Source organism: Nocardia sp. NPDC058244 (assembly GCF_042882065.1).
In the GTDB taxonomy this organism is placed as follows: domain Bacteria; phylum Actinomycetota; class Actinomycetes; order Mycobacteriales; family Mycobacteriaceae; genus Nocardia.
Map to the genome: position 1 here is coordinate 275,418 of NZ_JBHVWX010000002.1, position 15,903 is coordinate 291,320.

The 15,903-nt window shown below is 67.3% G+C and carries 18 protein-coding genes; 10 read left to right on the forward strand and 8 right to left on the reverse strand.

From position 1 onward, the window contains the following. Positions 1-75: 75 nt before the first annotated feature. The 3 genes from ACFVW6_RS07460 (at position 76) to ACFVW6_RS07470 (ending at position 2,685) form a co-directional block, all read left to right on the forward strand. Entirely contained in the window at positions 76-537 is a 462-nt protein-coding gene (locus ACFVW6_RS07460) for a MarR family winged helix-turn-helix transcriptional regulator (protein WP_378825197.1), read from the forward strand. Next, positions 537-1,805, forward strand: a complete 1,269-nt coding sequence (locus tag ACFVW6_RS07465; protein ID WP_387791069.1) for an MFS transporter — start codon at positions 537-539, stop codon at positions 1,803-1,805. Before ACFVW6_RS07460 ends, ACFVW6_RS07465 begins: the two co-directional genes overlap by 1 nt. A gap of 130 nt (positions 1,806-1,935) precedes the next feature. After that, positions 1,936-2,685, forward strand: coding sequence for a DUF427 domain-containing protein (locus tag ACFVW6_RS07470; protein ID WP_378825193.1), 750 nt, complete (start codon positions 1,936-1,938; stop codon positions 2,683-2,685). Here the strand turns inward: ACFVW6_RS07470 and ACFVW6_RS07475 are convergent, their stop codons facing one another. Further along, positions 2,686-3,018 (reverse strand): hypothetical protein, encoded by a 333-nt coding sequence (locus ACFVW6_RS07475; RefSeq protein ID WP_357346246.1) that lies wholly within the window; start codon positions 3,016-3,018, stop codon positions 2,686-2,688. A gap of 2 nt (positions 3,019-3,020) precedes the next feature. Continuing rightward, positions 3,021-4,199 carry a Rieske 2Fe-2S domain-containing protein gene (locus tag ACFVW6_RS07480; RefSeq protein ID WP_355270792.1) on the reverse strand — a complete coding sequence of 393 codons (1,179 nt, stop codon included), beginning with the start codon at positions 4,197-4,199 and terminating at the stop codon, positions 3,021-3,023. A gap of 194 nt (positions 4,200-4,393) precedes the next feature. Between ACFVW6_RS07480 and hsaA the strand changes: the two genes are divergently transcribed. The 5 genes from hsaA (at position 4,394) to ACFVW6_RS07505 (ending at position 8,580) form a co-directional block, all read left to right on the forward strand. After that, positions 4,394-5,563, forward strand: a complete 1,170-nt coding sequence (gene hsaA, locus ACFVW6_RS07485; protein WP_378825189.1) for a 3-hydroxy-9,10-secoandrosta-1,3,5(10)-triene-9,17-dione monooxygenase oxygenase subunit — start codon at positions 4,394-4,396, stop codon at positions 5,561-5,563. A gap of 3 nt (positions 5,564-5,566) precedes the next feature. Next, entirely contained in the window at positions 5,567-6,439 is an 873-nt protein-coding gene (gene hsaD, locus ACFVW6_RS07490) for a 4,5:9,10-diseco-3-hydroxy-5,9,17-trioxoandrosta-1(10),2-diene-4-oate hydrolase (protein ID WP_378825187.1), read from the forward strand. Continuing rightward, positions 6,436-7,341, forward strand: a complete 906-nt coding sequence (hsaC, locus tag ACFVW6_RS07495) for an iron-dependent extradiol dioxygenase HsaC (protein WP_355270786.1) — start codon at positions 6,436-6,438, stop codon at positions 7,339-7,341. The genes hsaD and hsaC overlap by 4 nt, the downstream gene beginning before the upstream one ends. A 17-nt stretch (positions 7,342-7,358) precedes the next feature. Next, positions 7,359-7,934, forward strand: coding sequence for a 3-hydroxy-9,10-secoandrosta-1,3,5(10)-triene-9,17-dione monooxygenase reductase subunit (hsaB, locus tag ACFVW6_RS07500; protein WP_019044727.1), 576 nt, complete (start codon positions 7,359-7,361; stop codon positions 7,932-7,934). A 100-nt stretch (positions 7,935-8,034) separates the two neighbouring features. Then, positions 8,035-8,580 carry a YdeI family protein gene (locus tag ACFVW6_RS07505; protein WP_378825185.1) on the forward strand — a complete coding sequence of 182 codons (546 nt, stop codon included), beginning with the start codon at positions 8,035-8,037 and terminating at the stop codon, positions 8,578-8,580. Positions 8,581-8,604: 24 nt separating this feature from the next. On the opposite strand, the gene ACFVW6_RS07510 is transcribed toward ACFVW6_RS07505, so the two are convergent. After that, positions 8,605-9,447: a GNAT family N-acetyltransferase gene (locus ACFVW6_RS07510; protein WP_387791077.1), complete on the reverse strand. Its 843-nt coding sequence runs from the start codon at positions 9,445-9,447 to the stop codon at positions 8,605-8,607. Between the two features lie 180 nt (positions 9,448-9,627). Between ACFVW6_RS07510 and ACFVW6_RS07515 the strand changes: the two genes are divergently transcribed. Then, positions 9,628-10,353, forward strand: a complete 726-nt coding sequence (locus ACFVW6_RS07515; RefSeq protein WP_378825183.1) for an SDR family oxidoreductase — start codon at positions 9,628-9,630, stop codon at positions 10,351-10,353. A gap of 25 nt (positions 10,354-10,378) precedes the next feature. On the opposite strand, the gene ACFVW6_RS07520 is transcribed toward ACFVW6_RS07515, so the two are convergent. The 5 genes from ACFVW6_RS07520 to ACFVW6_RS07540 form a co-directional block, all read right to left on the reverse strand. Beyond that, the gene (locus ACFVW6_RS07520) at positions 10,379-10,672 is read right to left on the reverse strand and encodes a multiprotein-bridging factor 1 family protein (protein ID WP_378825180.1); all 294 of its coding nucleotides are present in this window, start codon (positions 10,670-10,672) and stop codon (positions 10,379-10,381) included. Continuing rightward, a complete protein-coding gene (locus ACFVW6_RS07525; protein ID WP_357346240.1) occupies positions 10,659-11,018 on the reverse strand; it encodes a type II toxin-antitoxin system RelE/ParE family toxin in 360 nt (119 codons plus the stop codon). The genes ACFVW6_RS07520 and ACFVW6_RS07525 overlap by 14 nt, the downstream gene beginning before the upstream one ends. 154 nt (positions 11,019-11,172) lie before the next feature. Then, entirely contained in the window at positions 11,173-12,222 is a 1,050-nt protein-coding gene (gene dmpG, locus ACFVW6_RS07530) for a 4-hydroxy-2-oxovalerate aldolase (RefSeq protein WP_355270782.1), read from the reverse strand. 12 nt (positions 12,223-12,234) lie between these two features. Further along, a complete protein-coding gene (locus tag ACFVW6_RS07535) occupies positions 12,235-13,140 on the reverse strand; it encodes an acetaldehyde dehydrogenase (acetylating) (RefSeq protein WP_378825178.1) in 906 nt (301 codons plus the stop codon). A 25-nt stretch (positions 13,141-13,165) separates the two neighbouring features. Continuing rightward, the gene (locus ACFVW6_RS07540; RefSeq protein WP_355270780.1) at positions 13,166-13,951 is read right to left on the reverse strand and encodes a 2-keto-4-pentenoate hydratase; all 786 of its coding nucleotides are present in this window, start codon (positions 13,949-13,951) and stop codon (positions 13,166-13,168) included. A gap of 253 nt (positions 13,952-14,204) precedes the next feature. Here ACFVW6_RS07540 and kstD point away from each other — a divergent pair, with 253 nt between their 5' ends. Next, a complete protein-coding gene (gene kstD, locus ACFVW6_RS07545; protein WP_357346236.1) occupies positions 14,205-15,884 on the forward strand; it encodes a 3-oxosteroid 1-dehydrogenase in 1,680 nt (559 codons plus the stop codon). Positions 15,885-15,903: the final 19 nt, after the last annotated feature.

Sequence of the window (15,903 nt, forward strand, 5' to 3'; positions counted from 1 at the left end):
CGGCCGGGGCTTTCGGCGTCTGTGCGAGAGGTCACCGGAGCGACAGCTGGAATTAGATAGTTAGCTTATGCAATAATGTTGTTCGTGCAGCAGACAGAGCAGCCATCCCCGGACGACATCGTGGTCGACCTGTTGGTCACTGCCGGTCGGCTCACCCGGCTCGCCGGGGCGATCAGCGACGACGATCTGCCCCGCGCGGTCCTGCGTGCCCTCGCCGTGCTCGACGAGCACGGCGGTCTGCGGGTCAGCGACTTCGCCCGGATCGATCGATGTTCCCAACCGGCGGCAACGGCGCTGATCGGTCGGCTCGTCGCCGACGGCTTCGCCTCCCGCAGCAGGGACCCGCAGGACTCCAGGGCGGTTCTCATCGAACTGACCCCGGCGGGCCGGAACCGCCTCGTCGAGGCCAGGCGCGCCTTCGCGGCCGCCGTGGCTCCCGGACTCGCCGACTTCGATCTCGATCGCCTGATCCGGCTCGACACCGACATGAACGACCTGCTGACAGCCCTGCGTGCGGTTGCCCGCGGTCATCAGTGATGCAACCAGGAGCGCCAGTGAGCATTTCCGAGTTGACTCGCGCCGACGACACCGCCGCCGCAGCCACCCCGTCCGGACAGCCCAAGGCCGTCTGGGCCGTCGCCTTCGCGAGCGTGATCGCGTTCATGGGCATCGGCCTGGTCGACCCCATCCTCAAGCCGATCGGCGAACAGCTGAACGCGAGCCCGTCGCAGGTCTCGCTGCTGTTCACCAGCTATATGGCCGTCACCGGCGTCGCCATGCTGATCACCGGGGTCATCTCCAGCCGCTTCGGCGCCAAGAAGACGCTGCTGTCCGGCCTGGCGATCATCGTGGTGTTCGCCGCGCTGGCGGGCATGTCGAGCACGATCGGCGAGATCATCGGCTTCCGCGCGGGCTGGGGCCTGGGCAACGCGCTGTTCATCGCGACGGCGCTGGCCACCATCGTCGGCGCGGCCACCGGCGGTGTCGCCAAGGCGATCATCCTCTACGAGGCCGCGCTGGGGATCGGCATCGCGACCGGTCCGCTGCTGGGCGGCCTGCTCGGCGGGATCAGCTGGCGCGGACCGTTCTTCGGGGTGTCGGTGCTGATGGCCGTCGCTTTCATCGCGATCGTCGTACTGCTGCCCGAGATGCCCAAGCCGGCCAGGCCGACCTCGATCACCGCGCCGTTCAAGGCGCTGCGGCACCGGGGCCTGCTGACCGTGAGTATCACCGCGCTGCTCTACAACTTCGGCTTCTTCACCCTGCTCGCCTACACCCCGTTCCCCCTGGACATGGGCACCTACGCGATCGGCTTCATCTTCTGCGGCTGGGGCATCCTGCTCGCGCTGGCCTCGGTGTTCCTGGCGCCGAGACTGCAGGCGCGCTTCGGCACCCTGCCGATGATGGCCCTGTCGCTCGGCCTGTTCGCCGTCGATCTGGCCGTGATGGGCATGTTCACCGAGCACAAGATCGTGCTGGTCGTCGGCGTCGTCATCGCCGGCCTGTTCCTCGGCGTGAACAACACGCTGATCACCGAGGCCGTGATGATCTCCGCGCCGGTCGAGCGGTCCACCGCGTCGGCGGCCTACAGCTTCGTCCGGTTCGCCGGTGGCGCCGCGGCGCCGTGGGTGGCGGGCAAACTCGGCGAGCACAGCGTCTCGCTGCCGTTCTGGCTCGGCGCCGCCTTCACCGCCGCCGCCGTCGGCGCGCTGTTCGCAGGCCGCAAGGCGCTGGCCCACCTCGACGAGCACGACCCGGCGCCGCACAGCGTCGAGGAGGCACAGGCCATCACCGTCGGCGACTGACCAGCCACCCCCTCGATGAACGCCCCCGTTGCGAACAGCCGCGGGGGCGTTCGACGTAGCCCGGCGATCGACTGCGGTGCTATATCAGCGAGCGTGCGGCACTGCCAGACACGCGCGTACCGTCGGATAGGTGACTGATGCCAAACGTTGGCGGCCCAAGTTCGCGGGTTCACCGAAGCGTGTGCGGGCCTACCTGCACGGACGATTGGTCGCCGACACGCTGCGGCCACTGCTCGTCTGGGAGATCCCCCACTACCCCACCTACTATGTGCCACTCGTCGATATCAGCGCTGACCTGGAACCGAGCGGAATCAGCGAGCAGCACACAGGCCGCGGAACGGCGACGGGGTACGACCTGGTCATCGACGGCTTACGAGCCGACGGTTCGGCGATCCGGTATCTCGACTCACCGTTCCCCGACCTGAAAGATGCTGTGCGCCTGGATTTCGCCACCTTCGACTGGTTCGAAGAGGACGAGCCGATCTTCGTACACCCGCGCGACCCGTACTCCCGGGTCGACATCCTCGGCAGCTCACGGAACGTACGGGTGGAGATCGACGGCGTCACCGTCGCCGACTCCACCTCGCCGCGCATCCTGTTCGAAACCGGCCTGCCCGCACGGTATTACCTGCCGCTGCCGGATGTCCGGATGGATCTGCTGACCCCGTCCGACACCCACACCAGCTGCCCGTACAAGGGCACCGCCGACTACTGGAACGTCGAGATCGACGGCACCGAACACCGCGACATCGTGTGGATCTATCGGACGCCGCTGCCGGAGAGCCAGAAGATCGCCGGCCTGGCGTGCTTCTACAACGAGAAGGTCGACATCTACCTCGACGGCGTCCGGCAGGACCGGCCGCACACCCCGTTCAGCTGATCATTCGGGGATCTCGAGCACACCCTCGTCGACCGCCCATTTGATGGACTTCTCCAGCGACGGGCACGATTCCGGCCTGCCCGGCCGGGCACCGTGCGCGCTGAGCTGGGCGAAGACCGGGCAGTGCGTGTCCGGTCGTTCGGTCCACTGCACCGAGGTCTGGTGCGCGCTGGACTTGCGCACCAGCACCTCGGCGGAACAGGCCTGACACCGCACCGGTGTCAGGCCGTCGTCCAGGTAGTGCTGTTTGTCGACCGTGGTCTGGGCCCGCACCGCGGCCTGCCGCACGGGCTGATCGGCGAAATCGGGGGCTTTGGCCCAGGTCGGTGACATGGTTACACGCCCGCTTCGGCTTCTGCCTCGGCCTTGCGGCGCAGGTTCTCCGCCACCTCGGCCTCCCAGGCCTGGTTGGCCTTGGTGGTGTCGACCTCGAACTCGAAGCGCTGGGTCATCTTCTCGGTGACATCGGCGGCATCGACGTAGAACTGCTCGTACCAGCGGCGCAGCTGGTAGACCGGGCCGTCCTCCTCGCACAGCAGCGGGTTCTCGACCTTGGACTTGTGCTTCCAGATCTCGACGTCCTGGAGGAAGCCGTCGCCGAAGAACTCGGTCATCGAGGCCGCGAGCTTCTCGGCGGTCGCGTCGTCGATGCCCTTGGGCTTCTCCACGGCCAGGCCGTACTGCAGCACGAACTCGTCCTGGCTGACCGGGTAGTGGCAGTTGATCAGCACGACCTTGATCTCGTACCCGCCGTAGATGTTGACCAGCGGATTGATCATGTAGGACGGGCCGAAGTAGGACGCCTCCGACTTCAGCAGCGTCTCGCCGCCGTACTTGGCGGCCATGCCGATGTCGGGCCTGCCCTTGGTCTCCAGGAACTGCGTCGCCACATGCCCCTCGAAGACGTTCTTGAAGTACGTCGGGAAGGCATAGTGGATGTAGAAGAAGTGCGCCATGTCAACGACGTTGTCGATGATCTCGCGGCAGTTGGAGCCCTCGATGCGCATCGTGTTCCACGTCCACGGCGTCCAGCCGCTGTCATGATCCTCGCGCGGGTTGCCCTCGGAGTCCGTGTAGGGACCCTCGATGTGCGGGATCGTGACGTCGGCGGGCGGCTCGTTGCCCTCGTGGTCGTGCCAGATGAACAGCTGGCCGTTGCGCTCGAGCGTCGTCCACTTCCGGGTGCGCGCCAGCGGCGGAACGCGGCGCGCGTAGGGGATCGACGTGCACTTGCCGCTGGCGCCCCAGCGCCAGTCGTGGAACGGGCAGGCGATGTCGTCGCCCTTGACCGTGCCCATGCTCAGGTCGCCGCCCATATGCCTGCAGTAGGCGTCGAGCACGCGGATCTCGTCGTTGGTGTCGGTCCACACCACGAGCTTGGTCCCGAAGATCTCGATCGCGTGCGGCTTGCCGTCGCGGAAGGTCTTCGTGAGGCCGACACAGTGCCAGCCACGCGCAAACCTGGTCGGCGTTGTACCGACATCGAGTTCCCTCACCTTGGGGTTGACTGCCATCCCGAACCCTCCTTCTTCACTAGAACACGTTACAAAACGAGGGCGCTTCACGCCAGCTATCCAGCGAACTTCGCTCCGAGCCCCTGTTATATCCGAGGTAGGGCGATCTTCTCGACAGAAATGAGAACCTGTTCTAATCTCAGAGTCGAACAAGAACCGGTTGTCGATCCGACAAGGCAGGAGCGGGCTCCGAAATGACGCAAGAAGTGACCGAACGGGTCGAGGCACTGCTGCCGACACTGCGTGAACGTGCGCAGGAGGCCGAAGACCTGCGCCGCATTCCCGACGAATCCATGAAGGCGCTGCAGGAGACCGGGTTCTTCCGGCTCGTCCAGCCCAAGCAGTGGGGCGGCTACGCTTGTGACCCGGTGATCTTCTACGACACGGTCCGCAAGATCGCCAGCGCGTGCGGTTCGACCGGCTGGTGTGCGGGCATCCTGGGCATCCACAACTGGCACTTGGCGCTGTTCGACCAGCGCGCGCAGGAAGAGGTGTGGGGCAACGACACCGAGGTCCGGATCTCCTCCTCCTACGCGCCGATGGGCGCGGGTGTGGTGTCCGAGGACGGCGACGGCTACATCGTCAACGGTTCGTGGGCCTGGTCCTCCGGCTCCGACCACGCGGACTGGGTGTTCGTCGGCGGCCCGGTGATCAAGAACGGCAAGCCGGTCGACTTCGGCTCGTTCCTGATCCCCCGGAGCGAGTACAAGATCAACGACGTTTGGCACGTGGTCGGCCTGCGCGGTACCGGCTCCAACACCGTCGTGGTCGAGAACGTGTTCGTCCCCAAGCACCGCTTCCTCAGCATGAAGACCATGAGCGATCTGAAGTCGCCCGGTCTCGAGCAGAACACCGATCCGCTGTACAAGATGCCGTGGGGCAGCATCCACCCCGCCACCATCACCACGCCGATCATCGGCATGGGCTACGGCGCCTACGAGGCCCACGTCGAGCATCAGGGCAAGCGGGTGCGCGCGGCCTACTTCGGCGAGAACGCCAAGGATGATCCGTTCGGCAAGGTGCGCATCGCCGAAGCCGCCAGTGACATCGACGCCGCCTGGCGTCAGCTGTCGGGCAACATCGCCGAGGAGTACGCCTACATCCTGGCCGACAAGGAAGTTCCGTTCGACCTTCGCGTCGCCGCCCGCCGCGACCAGGTGCGCGCGACCGGACGCGTGATCGCCTCCATCGACCGTCTCTTCGAGGCTTCCGGCGCCACGGCGCTGATGGAAGGCACCCCGCTGCAGCGCTTCTGGCGCGACGCGCACGCCGGCCGGGTCCACGCCTCGCAGGACCCCGAGCGGGCCTACGCCATGTTCGGTACGCACGCCTTCGGCCTGCCGATCACCGACACGATGGTGTGATCGATGACCGCAGTGAGTGAACTCACCTACGAATCGACCTCCCGCTACGCGCAGGTCACCCCCGAACTGAAGCTGCACTACCACGAGGCGGGCGTCGGCAACGGCCCCACGATCGTGCTGCTGCACGGCGGCGGGCCCGGCGCCTCGGCGTGGTCGAACTTCGCCCGCAACATCCCGGTGCTGGCCGAGAACTTCCACGTGATCGCGCTCGACCAGCCCGGTTTCGGCAAGTCCGACAAGCCGGTCGACCACCCGCAGTACTTCGTGCACGCGTCCACCGCGCTGCTCGCGCTGCTGGATCACCTGCAGATCACCGATCGCGTGCACCTGCTGGGCAATTCGCTCGGCGGCGGCACCTCGGTGCGCTTCGCCCTGGACAACCCCAAGCGCGCGGGCAAGCTCGTGCTGATGGGCCCCGGCGGGCTGAGCACCAACCTGTTCGCGCCCGACCCGACCGAGGGCGTCAAGCTGCTCTCGGCCTTCAGCTACGCGCCGACCAGGGAGAACCTGGAGAAGTTCCTGCGGATCATGGTCTTCGACCAGTCGCTGATCACCGAGGAACTGATCGACGAGCGGTTCGCCCTGGCGAGCACGCCCGAATCGCTGGCCGCGGTCCGCGCGATGGGCAAGTCCTTCGCCGGCGCCGACTTCGAGAAGGGCATGCTCTGGCGTGACGCGTACAAGCTGCGTCAGCCCGTGCTGCTCATCTGGGGTCGCGAGGACCGGGTGAACCCGCTCGACGGCGCGCTGGTGGCCACCAAGGTCATCCCGCGCGTGCAGCTGCACGTCTTCGGTGGCTGCGGCCACTGGGCGCAGCTGGAGAAGTTCGACGAATTCAACCGGCTCACGGTCGATTTCCTCGAGGAGAAGCAATGAGTATCCGCGCTCTGGGCTACATGCGCATCGAGGCCACCGACATGGCGGCCTGGCGCGAGTACGGCCTGAAGGTCCTCGGCATGATGGAGGGCACCGGGCTGAACCCCGACGCGCTCTACCTGCGCATGGACGATTTCGCCGCCCGCCTGGTGATCGTCCCCGGTGAGCAGGACCGGCTGCTGGTCTCGGGCTGGGAGGTCACCGACGGTCCCGGCCTGCAGCGGCTGCGGGAGACCCTGGACAAGGCCGGGGTCGCCTTCACCGAGGGCACCAAGGAAGAACTGGGCGAGCGCCGCGTCGAGGGCATGATCCGGTTCCAAGATCCGTCCGGGAACACCCTCGAGGCGTTCTACGGCGCGCAGTACCTGGGCCGCCGCTTCGTCAGCCCGTACGGCCACAAGTTCGTCACCGCCGAGCAGGGTCTGGGCCACGTGGTGCTGACCTGCACCGACGATGCCGCCGCGCAGGCGTTCTACCAGGACGTCCTCGGCTTCCGGCTGCGCGACTCCATGCGGCTGCCACCGCAGATGGTCGGCCGTCCCGCCGACGGCGACCCGGCCTGGCTGCGCTTCTACGGCTGCAACCCGCGCCATCACGCGCTGGCGTTCCTGCCGCTGCCGAACCCGACCGGCATCGTGCACCTGATGGTCGAGGTGGAGAACTCCGACGACGTCGGCCTCTGCCTGGATCGCGCGTACCGCAAGAAGGTGAAGATGTCGGCCACCCTCGGCCGCCACATCAACGACAAGATGCTGTCCTTCTACATGAAGACTCCCGGCGGATTCGACATCGAATTCGGCTGTGAGGGACTCGAAGTCGACGACGACGACTGGATCGCGCGCGAATCGACCGCGGTCAGCCTGTGGGGTCACGACTTCACCGTCGGATTCAAGCAGCAATAGGAATGGCGGCGAGGGACATGACCGAACAGACACCGGCGATCGACGGCCGGCAATTCCGTAATGTGCTGGGGCAGTTCTGCACCGGCATCACCGTGATCACCGCGCTCGATCCGGCGGGCGAGCCGATCGGCTTCGCCTGCCAGTCCTTCGCCGCCCTCTCCCTCGACCCGCCCCTGGTGCTGTTCTGCCCCACCAAGGGGTCGCGCTCCTGGGCGGCGATCGAGGCGGCGGGCAAGTTCTGCGTGAACGTGCTCGCCGAGGCGCAGCAGCCGACCTGCGCGCGCTTCGGCTCGCGGGAGACCGACAAATTCGCCGGAGTCGCCTGGCACACCTCCGAATTGGGGGTGCCGGTGCTCGACGAGTCGCTGGCCACCATCGAGTGCACCGTCGACTCCGTCGTCGACGGCGGTGACCACTACATCGTCATCGGCCGGGTGCACGCCCTGTCGGAATCGGAGACCACCAACGGTCGTCCGCTGCTGTTCTACCGGGGCCAGTACACCGGCATCGAGCCCGACAAGACCACCCCCGCGCCCTGGCGCGCGGACCTGGACCATTTCCTCACGACCACCAGCCTCGACACCTGGCTGTGAGTCCCGCGGGTGCGGCCGCCCACACAATGCGCGGCCGCACCCGTTTCTTTCGCTTTTAAGTGCTCATTCGGTGAGCACTTTGCGGCGGATCATGGTTTCCATGACCATCGACTACATCACCTGCGCCGAAGCGAGCGACTGGGATTCGTGGCTGGCCGCCCATCACGACACCGCCGCTGAGGTCTGGGTGCGGATCGCCAAGAAGGGCGCCCCCGACCCGTCGGTGACGATCACCGAAACCCTCGACGGCGCGCTCTGCTACGGCTGGATCGACAGCCATCGCCGCGGCCTCGACGCCCATCACTACCTGCAGCGGTACTCCCCGCGCCGGGCGCGCAGCCCGTGGTCGCAGGTCAATGTGGCCAAGGCCGAGGCGCTCATCGCGGCGGGCCGGATGCGGCCCGCCGGATTCGCGGCCATCGAAGAAGCCGTCGCCGACGGACGCTGGGCGGGCGCGTACGAGCGCCAGCGCACCGCCGAGACACCCGCCGACCTCGTTGCCGCACTCGCCGACGCCCCCGCAGCACAAGCCGCTTACGCCGCACTCGGCCGCTCCGATCAGTACCGGCTGTTCCTGCCGATCCTCAAGGCGACGACCCCCGCCGAACGTGCGACGCGAGTCGCCCAGGCCGTCAACGCCCTGTAGCGCACGGCGATGCGCCCGGACCCGTCAGACCTCTTTGACCAATACCGCGCGGGTGTAGAGCAGCGAAAACCCTCTGCCCTGCGCATTCTGCTGCGACTTGGATCCCGGCTGGGTCGTGATCACCGCGAGGTCGCAGCCCGCTGCCGCCGCCTCCGTCAGGCGCGCCGACAGCAGCGCGGTCTGCACCCCGCGCCTGCGATGCGCTGGCAGCGCCGCGGCACCCGCGAGCGCGGCGACGCCACCGTCGGTCCGCATGCTCGCCCCTCCGGCGGGCACCCCATCCCGATAGGCGAGATAGCGACGGGTGTCACCGGTGGCGGCCATATCCCGCATCACGGCGGCGAGCGCTTCCCGGGGAAACTCCTCGTGCGACGGGACACCCTCGTCATCCGGATGCGCGAACCCGTCGACGACGACATCGAGCCACTGCTCGAGCCCATCCCCCTCGTCCCGCCGCACCTCGACGTCGGCGGACCCCACCCACCGTCGCCCACCCAGCTCCGTCCCCAGCACATTCTCGAACGACACCAACCGATATCCCCGCCCGGTCAACTCGGCCCCGATCCACGGATCCCCCAACTGCGCCAGCTCCACCTGCACCGGCACCCCCACCGCCGCATACGCGGCCTCGATCTCCGCCCACTCCCCCACCGAAGGCACCCCACCGAACCCGACCCCCACCACCTTGTTCAACGGCGACCCCACCTCCGCGAAACACGCAGCCCCACCAGCGAACTCCCGCACAAACCCACCCGACCCCCGCCCCGCCGCCACCCGCGCCGCCCCCACAATGGCATCCGCCTCCAGCCGCTCGACCCGAGCCGCCATCGCGCCCCCACAGAACAACGTCCCCAAGTCATCACTCATGCACCACTTATATCCCCCCTGTCCAGCCCTTTTCGCGAACCGAGGTGTTCCGTGAGCAGCGCCCGACAGGCCGCTTGCAGCGCAGCGCGGTGATCAACCGTCCAGGCGGCCGCGGCTAGCGGGCGGGGCGCCAGGGGATCCGTCCGTTGCCGTCGCCGCTTGGGGTCCACTGTTCGGACCGTGCAGTTCGGGGCAGCGGGGGCGCACGTGATCGTGAACTTCCGGGAGAAGCGCAAGCGGGCGCAGGGCGTGGTGGACCGAATCGTCGGCGCTGGTGGCAGCGCGTCGGCACTCGGCGCGGACGTGTCCGATCCGGAGCAGGTCACGGAGATAGCCGCAGAGATCCGGCGGGCATTCGGTCACCTGGACACCTTGGTACTCAACGCTTCCGGCGGACTGGAACGCGATGCCGATCCCGAATACGCGCTTCGGCTCAACCGAGATGCCCAGGTGAATCTGGCGACATCGTTGCTGCCGTTGCTGCCGGCGGGCGGCCGGATCGTCTTCGTGACCAGCCATCAAGCGCACTTCATTCACGAAAAAACCGATGTGCCACAGGGTTACATCCCGATCGCCACCAGCAAGCGAGCGGGCGAGGACGCGCTGCGCGCCCTGATTCCCGAGTTCCGGGCACACGGAGTCGGTTTCACGGTGGTATCCGGCGACATGATCGACGGCACCATCATCGTCCGCCTGCTGGAACGGCGTGACCCGAGCAGAGTCGAATCACGCCGCGCGGCAGGCCCGCTGCCTACGGTCGAGGACTTCGCCCGAGTGATCGTGCGGGCGGGTACGAACGCGGCCGCCGACGGTGAGACGTTTTATGTCGGCGGCAATGACTACCTCGCGGCGGCCGAAGCTTCGCACTGGAGTCTCCCGCCAGATTTCGCTCGCCACCAGCGCTGATCGACCAGGTCGATCGTGGTCGTTGTCAGGCGACGCGCGGGCGCACTTGCACGACCAGGTCGGCGTCCAGGGCGCGGGCCAGGCGCTCCAGCACCGGCAGGCTGGGTACGGTTCCGCCGGCTTCGAAGCGAGCGACCGCCGACTGGGTCATCCCCGCCGCGTCCGCGAGGGCGGACTGGCTCCAGCCGCGGTCCTCACGCATACCCCGAATGGTCCGGCCCAACTCGAAAGCCAGTCGAGCGGCGTCGTACGCCTCCGCGGCGCCGGGCTCTTTCAGCCGCTGATCCCGCAGGTCAGCCCACTCACTACGCTCCGTCATCGTTGCCCTCCTCCAGAACATGCCGCTCGACATCGCAGCGCCGCATCGCGCCGCGCGCCCGAGCTACCTCACGCCGCTCAACCATCCGTGTCTTGACGAAGACCGTCAGCAAGACGATTCTGCGCCCCGACGCGATCCAATACGTCACACGCACCGCGTCCGATCCCAGATAGAAACGCAACTCCCGGAGTTTCCGGTCGAGCTGTCTCGTATACGGCTCGCCCAGCAGCGGACCGACATCCTGCAGCAAGTCGATGTAGAACGCGGCATGAGCGAACATGTCAGCCGGAAGCTTCTCCAACCATTCACGCACCTCTGGTTCCAGTTCAACGCTACCCCAACCCATAGCGTTGATGCTATATCCACAGCAAGGAAGTCATGCAGAAATGGAATAACCGACGCGGTGCATCCCGGCTGTTCGGGCGGAAGCGATCAGGTTGTCCCGAGACGCCGAACGGCGTGACCCGAGGGTTCGGGTCACGCCGTCAGGAGTGGTTGGGTCAGGCCGGGGCCGAGGCTTCGCGCTGGAGTTCCAGGGCGATGTCGATGAGCTGGTCTTCCTGGCCGCCGACGAGTTTGCGCTTGCCTGCGCGGACGAGCATTTCGGCGGCGGAGACGCCGTAGCGTTCGGCTTGGCGTTCGGCGTGGCGCAGGAAGCTGGAGTAGACGCCCGCGTAGCCCATCATCAGGGCCTGGCGGTCGAGGAGGCATTCCGACGGCATGGCGGGGCGGACGACGTCTTCGGCGGCGTCGGTGACGGCGAAGAAGTCGACGCCGGTCTTGATGCCGAGTTTGTCGCAGACGCCGATGAAGGCTTCGACGGGCAGGTTGCCCGCGCCGGCGCCGAAGCGGCGGGCGGAGCCGTCGATCTGGGTGGCGCCGGCGCGCACGGCGTAGACCGAGTTGGCGACGGCGAGGCCGAGGTTCTCGTGGCCGTGGAAGCCGACCTGGGCGTCGTCACCGAGCTCGGCGACCAGGGCCGAGACGCGATCGGAGACCTGTTCCAGGACGAGGGCGCCCGCCGAGTCGACGACGTAGACGCACTGGCAGCCCGCGTCGGCCATGATCCGGGCCTGCTTGGCCAGGTTCTCCGGCGTGGTGGAGTGGGCCATCATCAGGAACCCGACGGTCTCCAGGCCGAGGTCACGGGCGTAGCCGAAGTGCTGGATGGAGACGTCGGCTTCGGTGCAGTGGGTGGCGATCCGGCAGATGGACGCGCCGTTGTCCTGGGAGATCTTGATGTCTTCCTTGATGCCGACGCCGGGCAGCATGAGGAAGGCGATCTTGGCCTGCTTGGCGGTTTCCGCGGCGGCCTTGATCAGTTCCTGCTCAGGGGTTTTGGAGAACCCGTAGTTGAACGAGGACCCGGCCAGGCCGTCACCGTGGGTGACCTCGATGACCGGCACACCGGACGCGTCGAGCGCGCCGACGATGTCGCGCACCTCGGTGACGGTGAACTGGTGACGCTTGTGGTGCGAGCCGTCACGCAGCGAGGTATCGGTGACGCGCACATCGAGTTCGCCCGAGAAGGGCTGCAGGATGTTGTTCATGGTCGAATCTCCTTACACCCGAGCCGAAATGATCTGATCGGCCAGCACATCGCCGACCTTGGTGGCCGCGGCCGTCATGATGTCGAGGTTGCCCGCGTACGGGGGCAGGAAGTCGCCCGCGCCTTCGACCTCGACGAAGATCGACACCTTCGCCAGGCCACCGGACACCAGTGACGGGTCGTCGAACTGCGGGTCGTTGAGCAGCCGGTAGCCGGGCACGTACTCCTGGATGGACTTCTCCATCCGGAAGATCGACTCGGCGATCGCGTCGCGGTCGGCGTCTTCGGGGATGGCGCAGAAGATGGTGTCGCGCATGATCATCGGCGGCTCGGCCGGGTTCAGGATGATGATGGCCTTGCCGCGCTGCGCGCCACCGATGGTCTCCACGCCCTTGGAGGTGGTCTTGGTGAACTCGTCGATGTTGGCGCGGGTACCGGGTCCGGCCGAGACCGACGACACCGAGGCCACGATCTCGGCGTAGGACACCGGCACGACCCGCGAGACCGCGTTGACCATCGGAATCGTGGCCTGGCCACCGCAGGTGATCATGTTGACGTTCGCCGCGTCCCGCAGCGAGTCCAGGTTGACCGGCGGGATCACGGCCGGGCCGACCGCGGCGGGGGTGAGGTCGACGGCGCGGATGCCGGCGGCCTCGTACTTCGGCGCGTACGCCCGGTGGACGTAGGCGGAGGTGGCCTCGAACAGCAGGTCGGGCTTCTCGTCGAGGGCCAGCAACCAGTCCGCGCCCTCGGCGGAGGTTTCCAGACCCAGCCCGCGTGCCCGTTTCAGTCCTTCGGAGTCGGGGTCGATGCCGATCATCCAGCGCGGCTCGATCTTGTCCGAGCGCAGCAGCTTGTAGAGCAGGTCGGTGCTGATGTTGCCGGACCCCACGATCGCGGCGGTGACTTTGCTGGTCACGGTGTACTCCTTGGGAAGTCTGGGTTCAGCTGAAACGCAGGCGGACGGAACCGAGTCCGGAGAACTCGGCGTGGAAGTCGTCACCGGGGCGAGCGTCGATGGCGCGCGTGCAGGAACCGGGCAGCACGATGTCGCCCTTCTTCAACCGCACCCCGAAGGTCGCGACCTTGCGGGCCAGCCACGCGACCGCGATCACCGGGTCACCGAGCACCGCGTCGCTGCGGCCCTCGGCGATGACCTCACCGTTGCGGGTGAGCACGGCGTCGATGCCCTTGATGTCGATGTCGCCGGGCGCGACGCGCTCCTTGCCGAGCACGAAACCGGCCGAGGAGGCGTTGTCGGAGATGGTGTCGGTCAGACCGATCTTCCAGTCGTTGATGCGCGAATCGATGAGCTCGATCGAGGGCGCGTAGGCGACGGTCGCGGCCAGCACGTCGGCCTCGGTGCAGTCCTCGCCGGGCAGGTCGGCGCCGAGCACGAACCCGACCTCGACCTCGACGCGCGGCAGCAGGTACTTGGAGGTGTCGACGGGAACGTCCTCGAAGACCTCCATCTCGGCGAGCAGATGACCGTAGTCGGGCTCGTCGACGCCCATCATCTCCTGCATCGCCTTCGACGACAGCCCCACCTTGTGGCCGACGATCTTCGCGCCACCGGCCAGCCTACGCCGGATGTTGAGCAGCTGGATCTCGTAGGCGTCGACGACGTCGATGTCGGGATACCGGTCGACGAGCGGCGACACGGCCACCCGATCGTCTTCGGCACGGGCCAGTTCGTCGGCGAGTTGAGTTCGTACCGCGTCAGGCAGCACGCGGACCTCCTTGGCAGCACGGTCGATGGTTGTGGCAACACGTCGGTCGGAGCAGGCCGCACAGCGAGGCCTCCAGACCACAAAACTGTAACGGGTTTCCCGGACGATCGTCGCCCATTCACCTGACAATACAACGCAACCTCAGGTGATTTCTATAACACGTTCCAGTATGTGGAGGGGAAACGCCGAGCCCACTGGAACAAGTTCCAGTTTGGACTGTCAAACATCGGACCCCTTCTATAACGTGTTGCACATGAGTGATCGGGAATACGATGTGGTGGTGGTCGGTAGCGGCGCCGCCGGGATGACGGCCGCCCTCGCCGCGGCCCACAAGGGACTGAGCGTGGTGCTGCTGGAGAAGGCCGCGCACTACGGCGGGTCGACGGCCCGATCCGGCGGCGGCGTCTGGATTCCGGGCAACAAGGCGCTGAAGGCCTCCGGCCGACCCGACGACCGCGAGGACGCGCGCACCTACCTGCACAGCATCATCGGCGACGTGGTGCCCGCCGAGAAGATCGACACCTACCTCGATCGCGGTGCCGAGGCGTTCGACTTCGTCCTCGATCACACCCCGCTGAAGATGAAGTGGGTGCCCGGGTACTCCGACTACTACCCGGAGGCTCCGGGCGGCCTCGGCGACGGGCGTTCGTGCGAGCCGACGCCGTTCAACGGCAAGGTGCTCGGCGCGGAGCTGGCCAATCTGGAACCGCCCTACGCCAAAGCGCCGCTGAACGTGGTCGTCATGCAGGCCGACTTCGTGCGGCTCAACCTGATCAAGCGCCACCCCAAGGGCATGATGCGCGCGCTGCGCGTCGGCGCGCGCACCTACCTGGCCAAGTTCACCGGCAAGCACCTGCTCGGCATGGGCCAGGCGATCATCGCCGCGATGCGCAAGGGCCTGCTCGACGCGGGCGTCCCGGTGCTGCTGAACACCCCGCTCACCGACCTGGTGGTCACCGACGGCAAGGTCACCGGGGTCAAGGCCACCGTAGACGGCGAGACGGTCACCTTCACCGCGCGCTACGGCGTCGTGCTCGGCAGCGGCGGGTTCGAGCACAACGCCGACATGCGCGCCAAGTACCAGCGGCAGCCGATAACCACTGAGTGGACAACGGGCGCCGCGGCCAACACCGGCGATGGCATCGTCGCGGGCATGGCAGCGGGAGCGACGGTCGGATTCATGGAGGACGCCTGGTGGGGTCCGACCATCTTCAAGGGCGGCAAGCCCTGGTTCGCCCTCGCCGAGCGCAATCTGCCCGGCACCATCATGGTCAACGACCGCGGTGAGCGGTTCGGCAACGAGTCGGCGCCGTATGTCGAGGCGGTGCACACCATGTACGGCGGTGAGTACGGCCAGGGCGCGGGCCCGGGCGAGAACATCCCGGCCTGGCTGGTGTTCGACCAGCGCTACCGCAACCGCTACATCTTCGCCGGGCTGCAGCCGGGCCAGCGCTTCCCCTCGCGCTGGCTGGAGAACGACTACATCGTCAAGGCCGACACCATCGAGGAACTGGCCGAGCGCATCGGCGTGCCCGCCGAGAGCCTCAGCGCCACGGTGACCCGGTTCAACGGCTTCGCGGCCGCCGGCAAGGACGAGGACTACGGTCGCGGCAACAGCCACTACGACCGCTACTACGGCGACCCCACCGTCAAGCCCAACCCGTGCCTGGCCGAGATCTCCCAGGGCCCGTTCTACGCGGCCAAGATGGTCCCCGGCGACCTGGGCACCAAGGGCGGCCTGGTCACCGACACCGCCGGTCGCGTCCTGCGCGAAGACGATTCGGTGATCGATGGCCTCTACGCCGCGGGCAACACCAGCGCGCCGGTGATGGGCCACACCTACGCGGGCCCCGGCGCGACCATCGGCCCCGCGATCACCTTCGCCTACCTCGCGGTGCTCGACATCGCGGAGAAGGCGAAAGCCACCGCGTGACGCACGCACCGACCCCGAC

What these genes read in the sequence shown, in the direction of transcription:
- hsaA (WP_378825189.1), top strand. Translation starts at nt 4,394, where the DNA reads ATGACGCAAGAAGTGACCGAACGGGTCGAGGCACTGCTGCCGACACTG.
- ACFVW6_RS07505 (WP_378825185.1), top strand. Translation starts at nt 8,035, where the DNA reads ATGACCATCGACTACATCACCTGCGCCGAAGCGAGCGACTGGGATTCG.
- ACFVW6_RS07475 (WP_357346246.1), bottom strand. Translation starts at nt 3,018, where the DNA reads ATGTCACCGACCTGGGCCAAAGCCCCCGATTTCGCCGATCAGCCCGTG.
- kstD (WP_357346236.1), top strand. Translation starts at nt 14,205, where the DNA reads ATGAGTGATCGGGAATACGATGTGGTGGTGGTCGGTAGCGGCGCCGCC.
- hsaD (WP_378825187.1), top strand. Translation starts at nt 5,567, where the DNA reads ATGACCGCAGTGAGTGAACTCACCTACGAATCGACCTCCCGCTACGCG.
- ACFVW6_RS07480 (WP_355270792.1), bottom strand. Translation starts at nt 4,199, where the DNA reads ATGGCAGTCAACCCCAAGGTGAGGGAACTCGATGTCGGTACAACGCCG.
- dmpG (WP_355270782.1), bottom strand. Translation starts at nt 12,222, where the DNA reads ATGAACAACATCCTGCAGCCCTTCTCGGGCGAACTCGATGTGCGCGTC.
- ACFVW6_RS07465 (WP_387791069.1), top strand. Translation starts at nt 537, where the DNA reads ATGCAACCAGGAGCGCCAGTGAGCATTTCCGAGTTGACTCGCGCCGAC.
- ACFVW6_RS07510 (WP_387791077.1), bottom strand. Translation starts at nt 9,447, where the DNA reads ATGAGTGATGACTTGGGGACGTTGTTCTGTGGGGGCGCGATGGCGGCT.
- hsaC (WP_355270786.1), top strand. Translation starts at nt 6,436, where the DNA reads ATGAGTATCCGCGCTCTGGGCTACATGCGCATCGAGGCCACCGACATG.
- ACFVW6_RS07520 (WP_378825180.1), bottom strand. Translation starts at nt 10,672, where the DNA reads ATGACGGAGCGTAGTGAGTGGGCTGACCTGCGGGATCAGCGGCTGAAA.
- ACFVW6_RS07525 (WP_357346240.1), bottom strand. Translation starts at nt 11,018, where the DNA reads ATGGGTTGGGGTAGCGTTGAACTGGAACCAGAGGTGCGTGAATGGTTG.
- hsaB (WP_019044727.1), top strand. Translation starts at nt 7,359, where the DNA reads ATGACCGAACAGACACCGGCGATCGACGGCCGGCAATTCCGTAATGTG.
- ACFVW6_RS07460 (WP_378825197.1), top strand. Translation starts at nt 76, where the DNA reads ATGTTGTTCGTGCAGCAGACAGAGCAGCCATCCCCGGACGACATCGTG.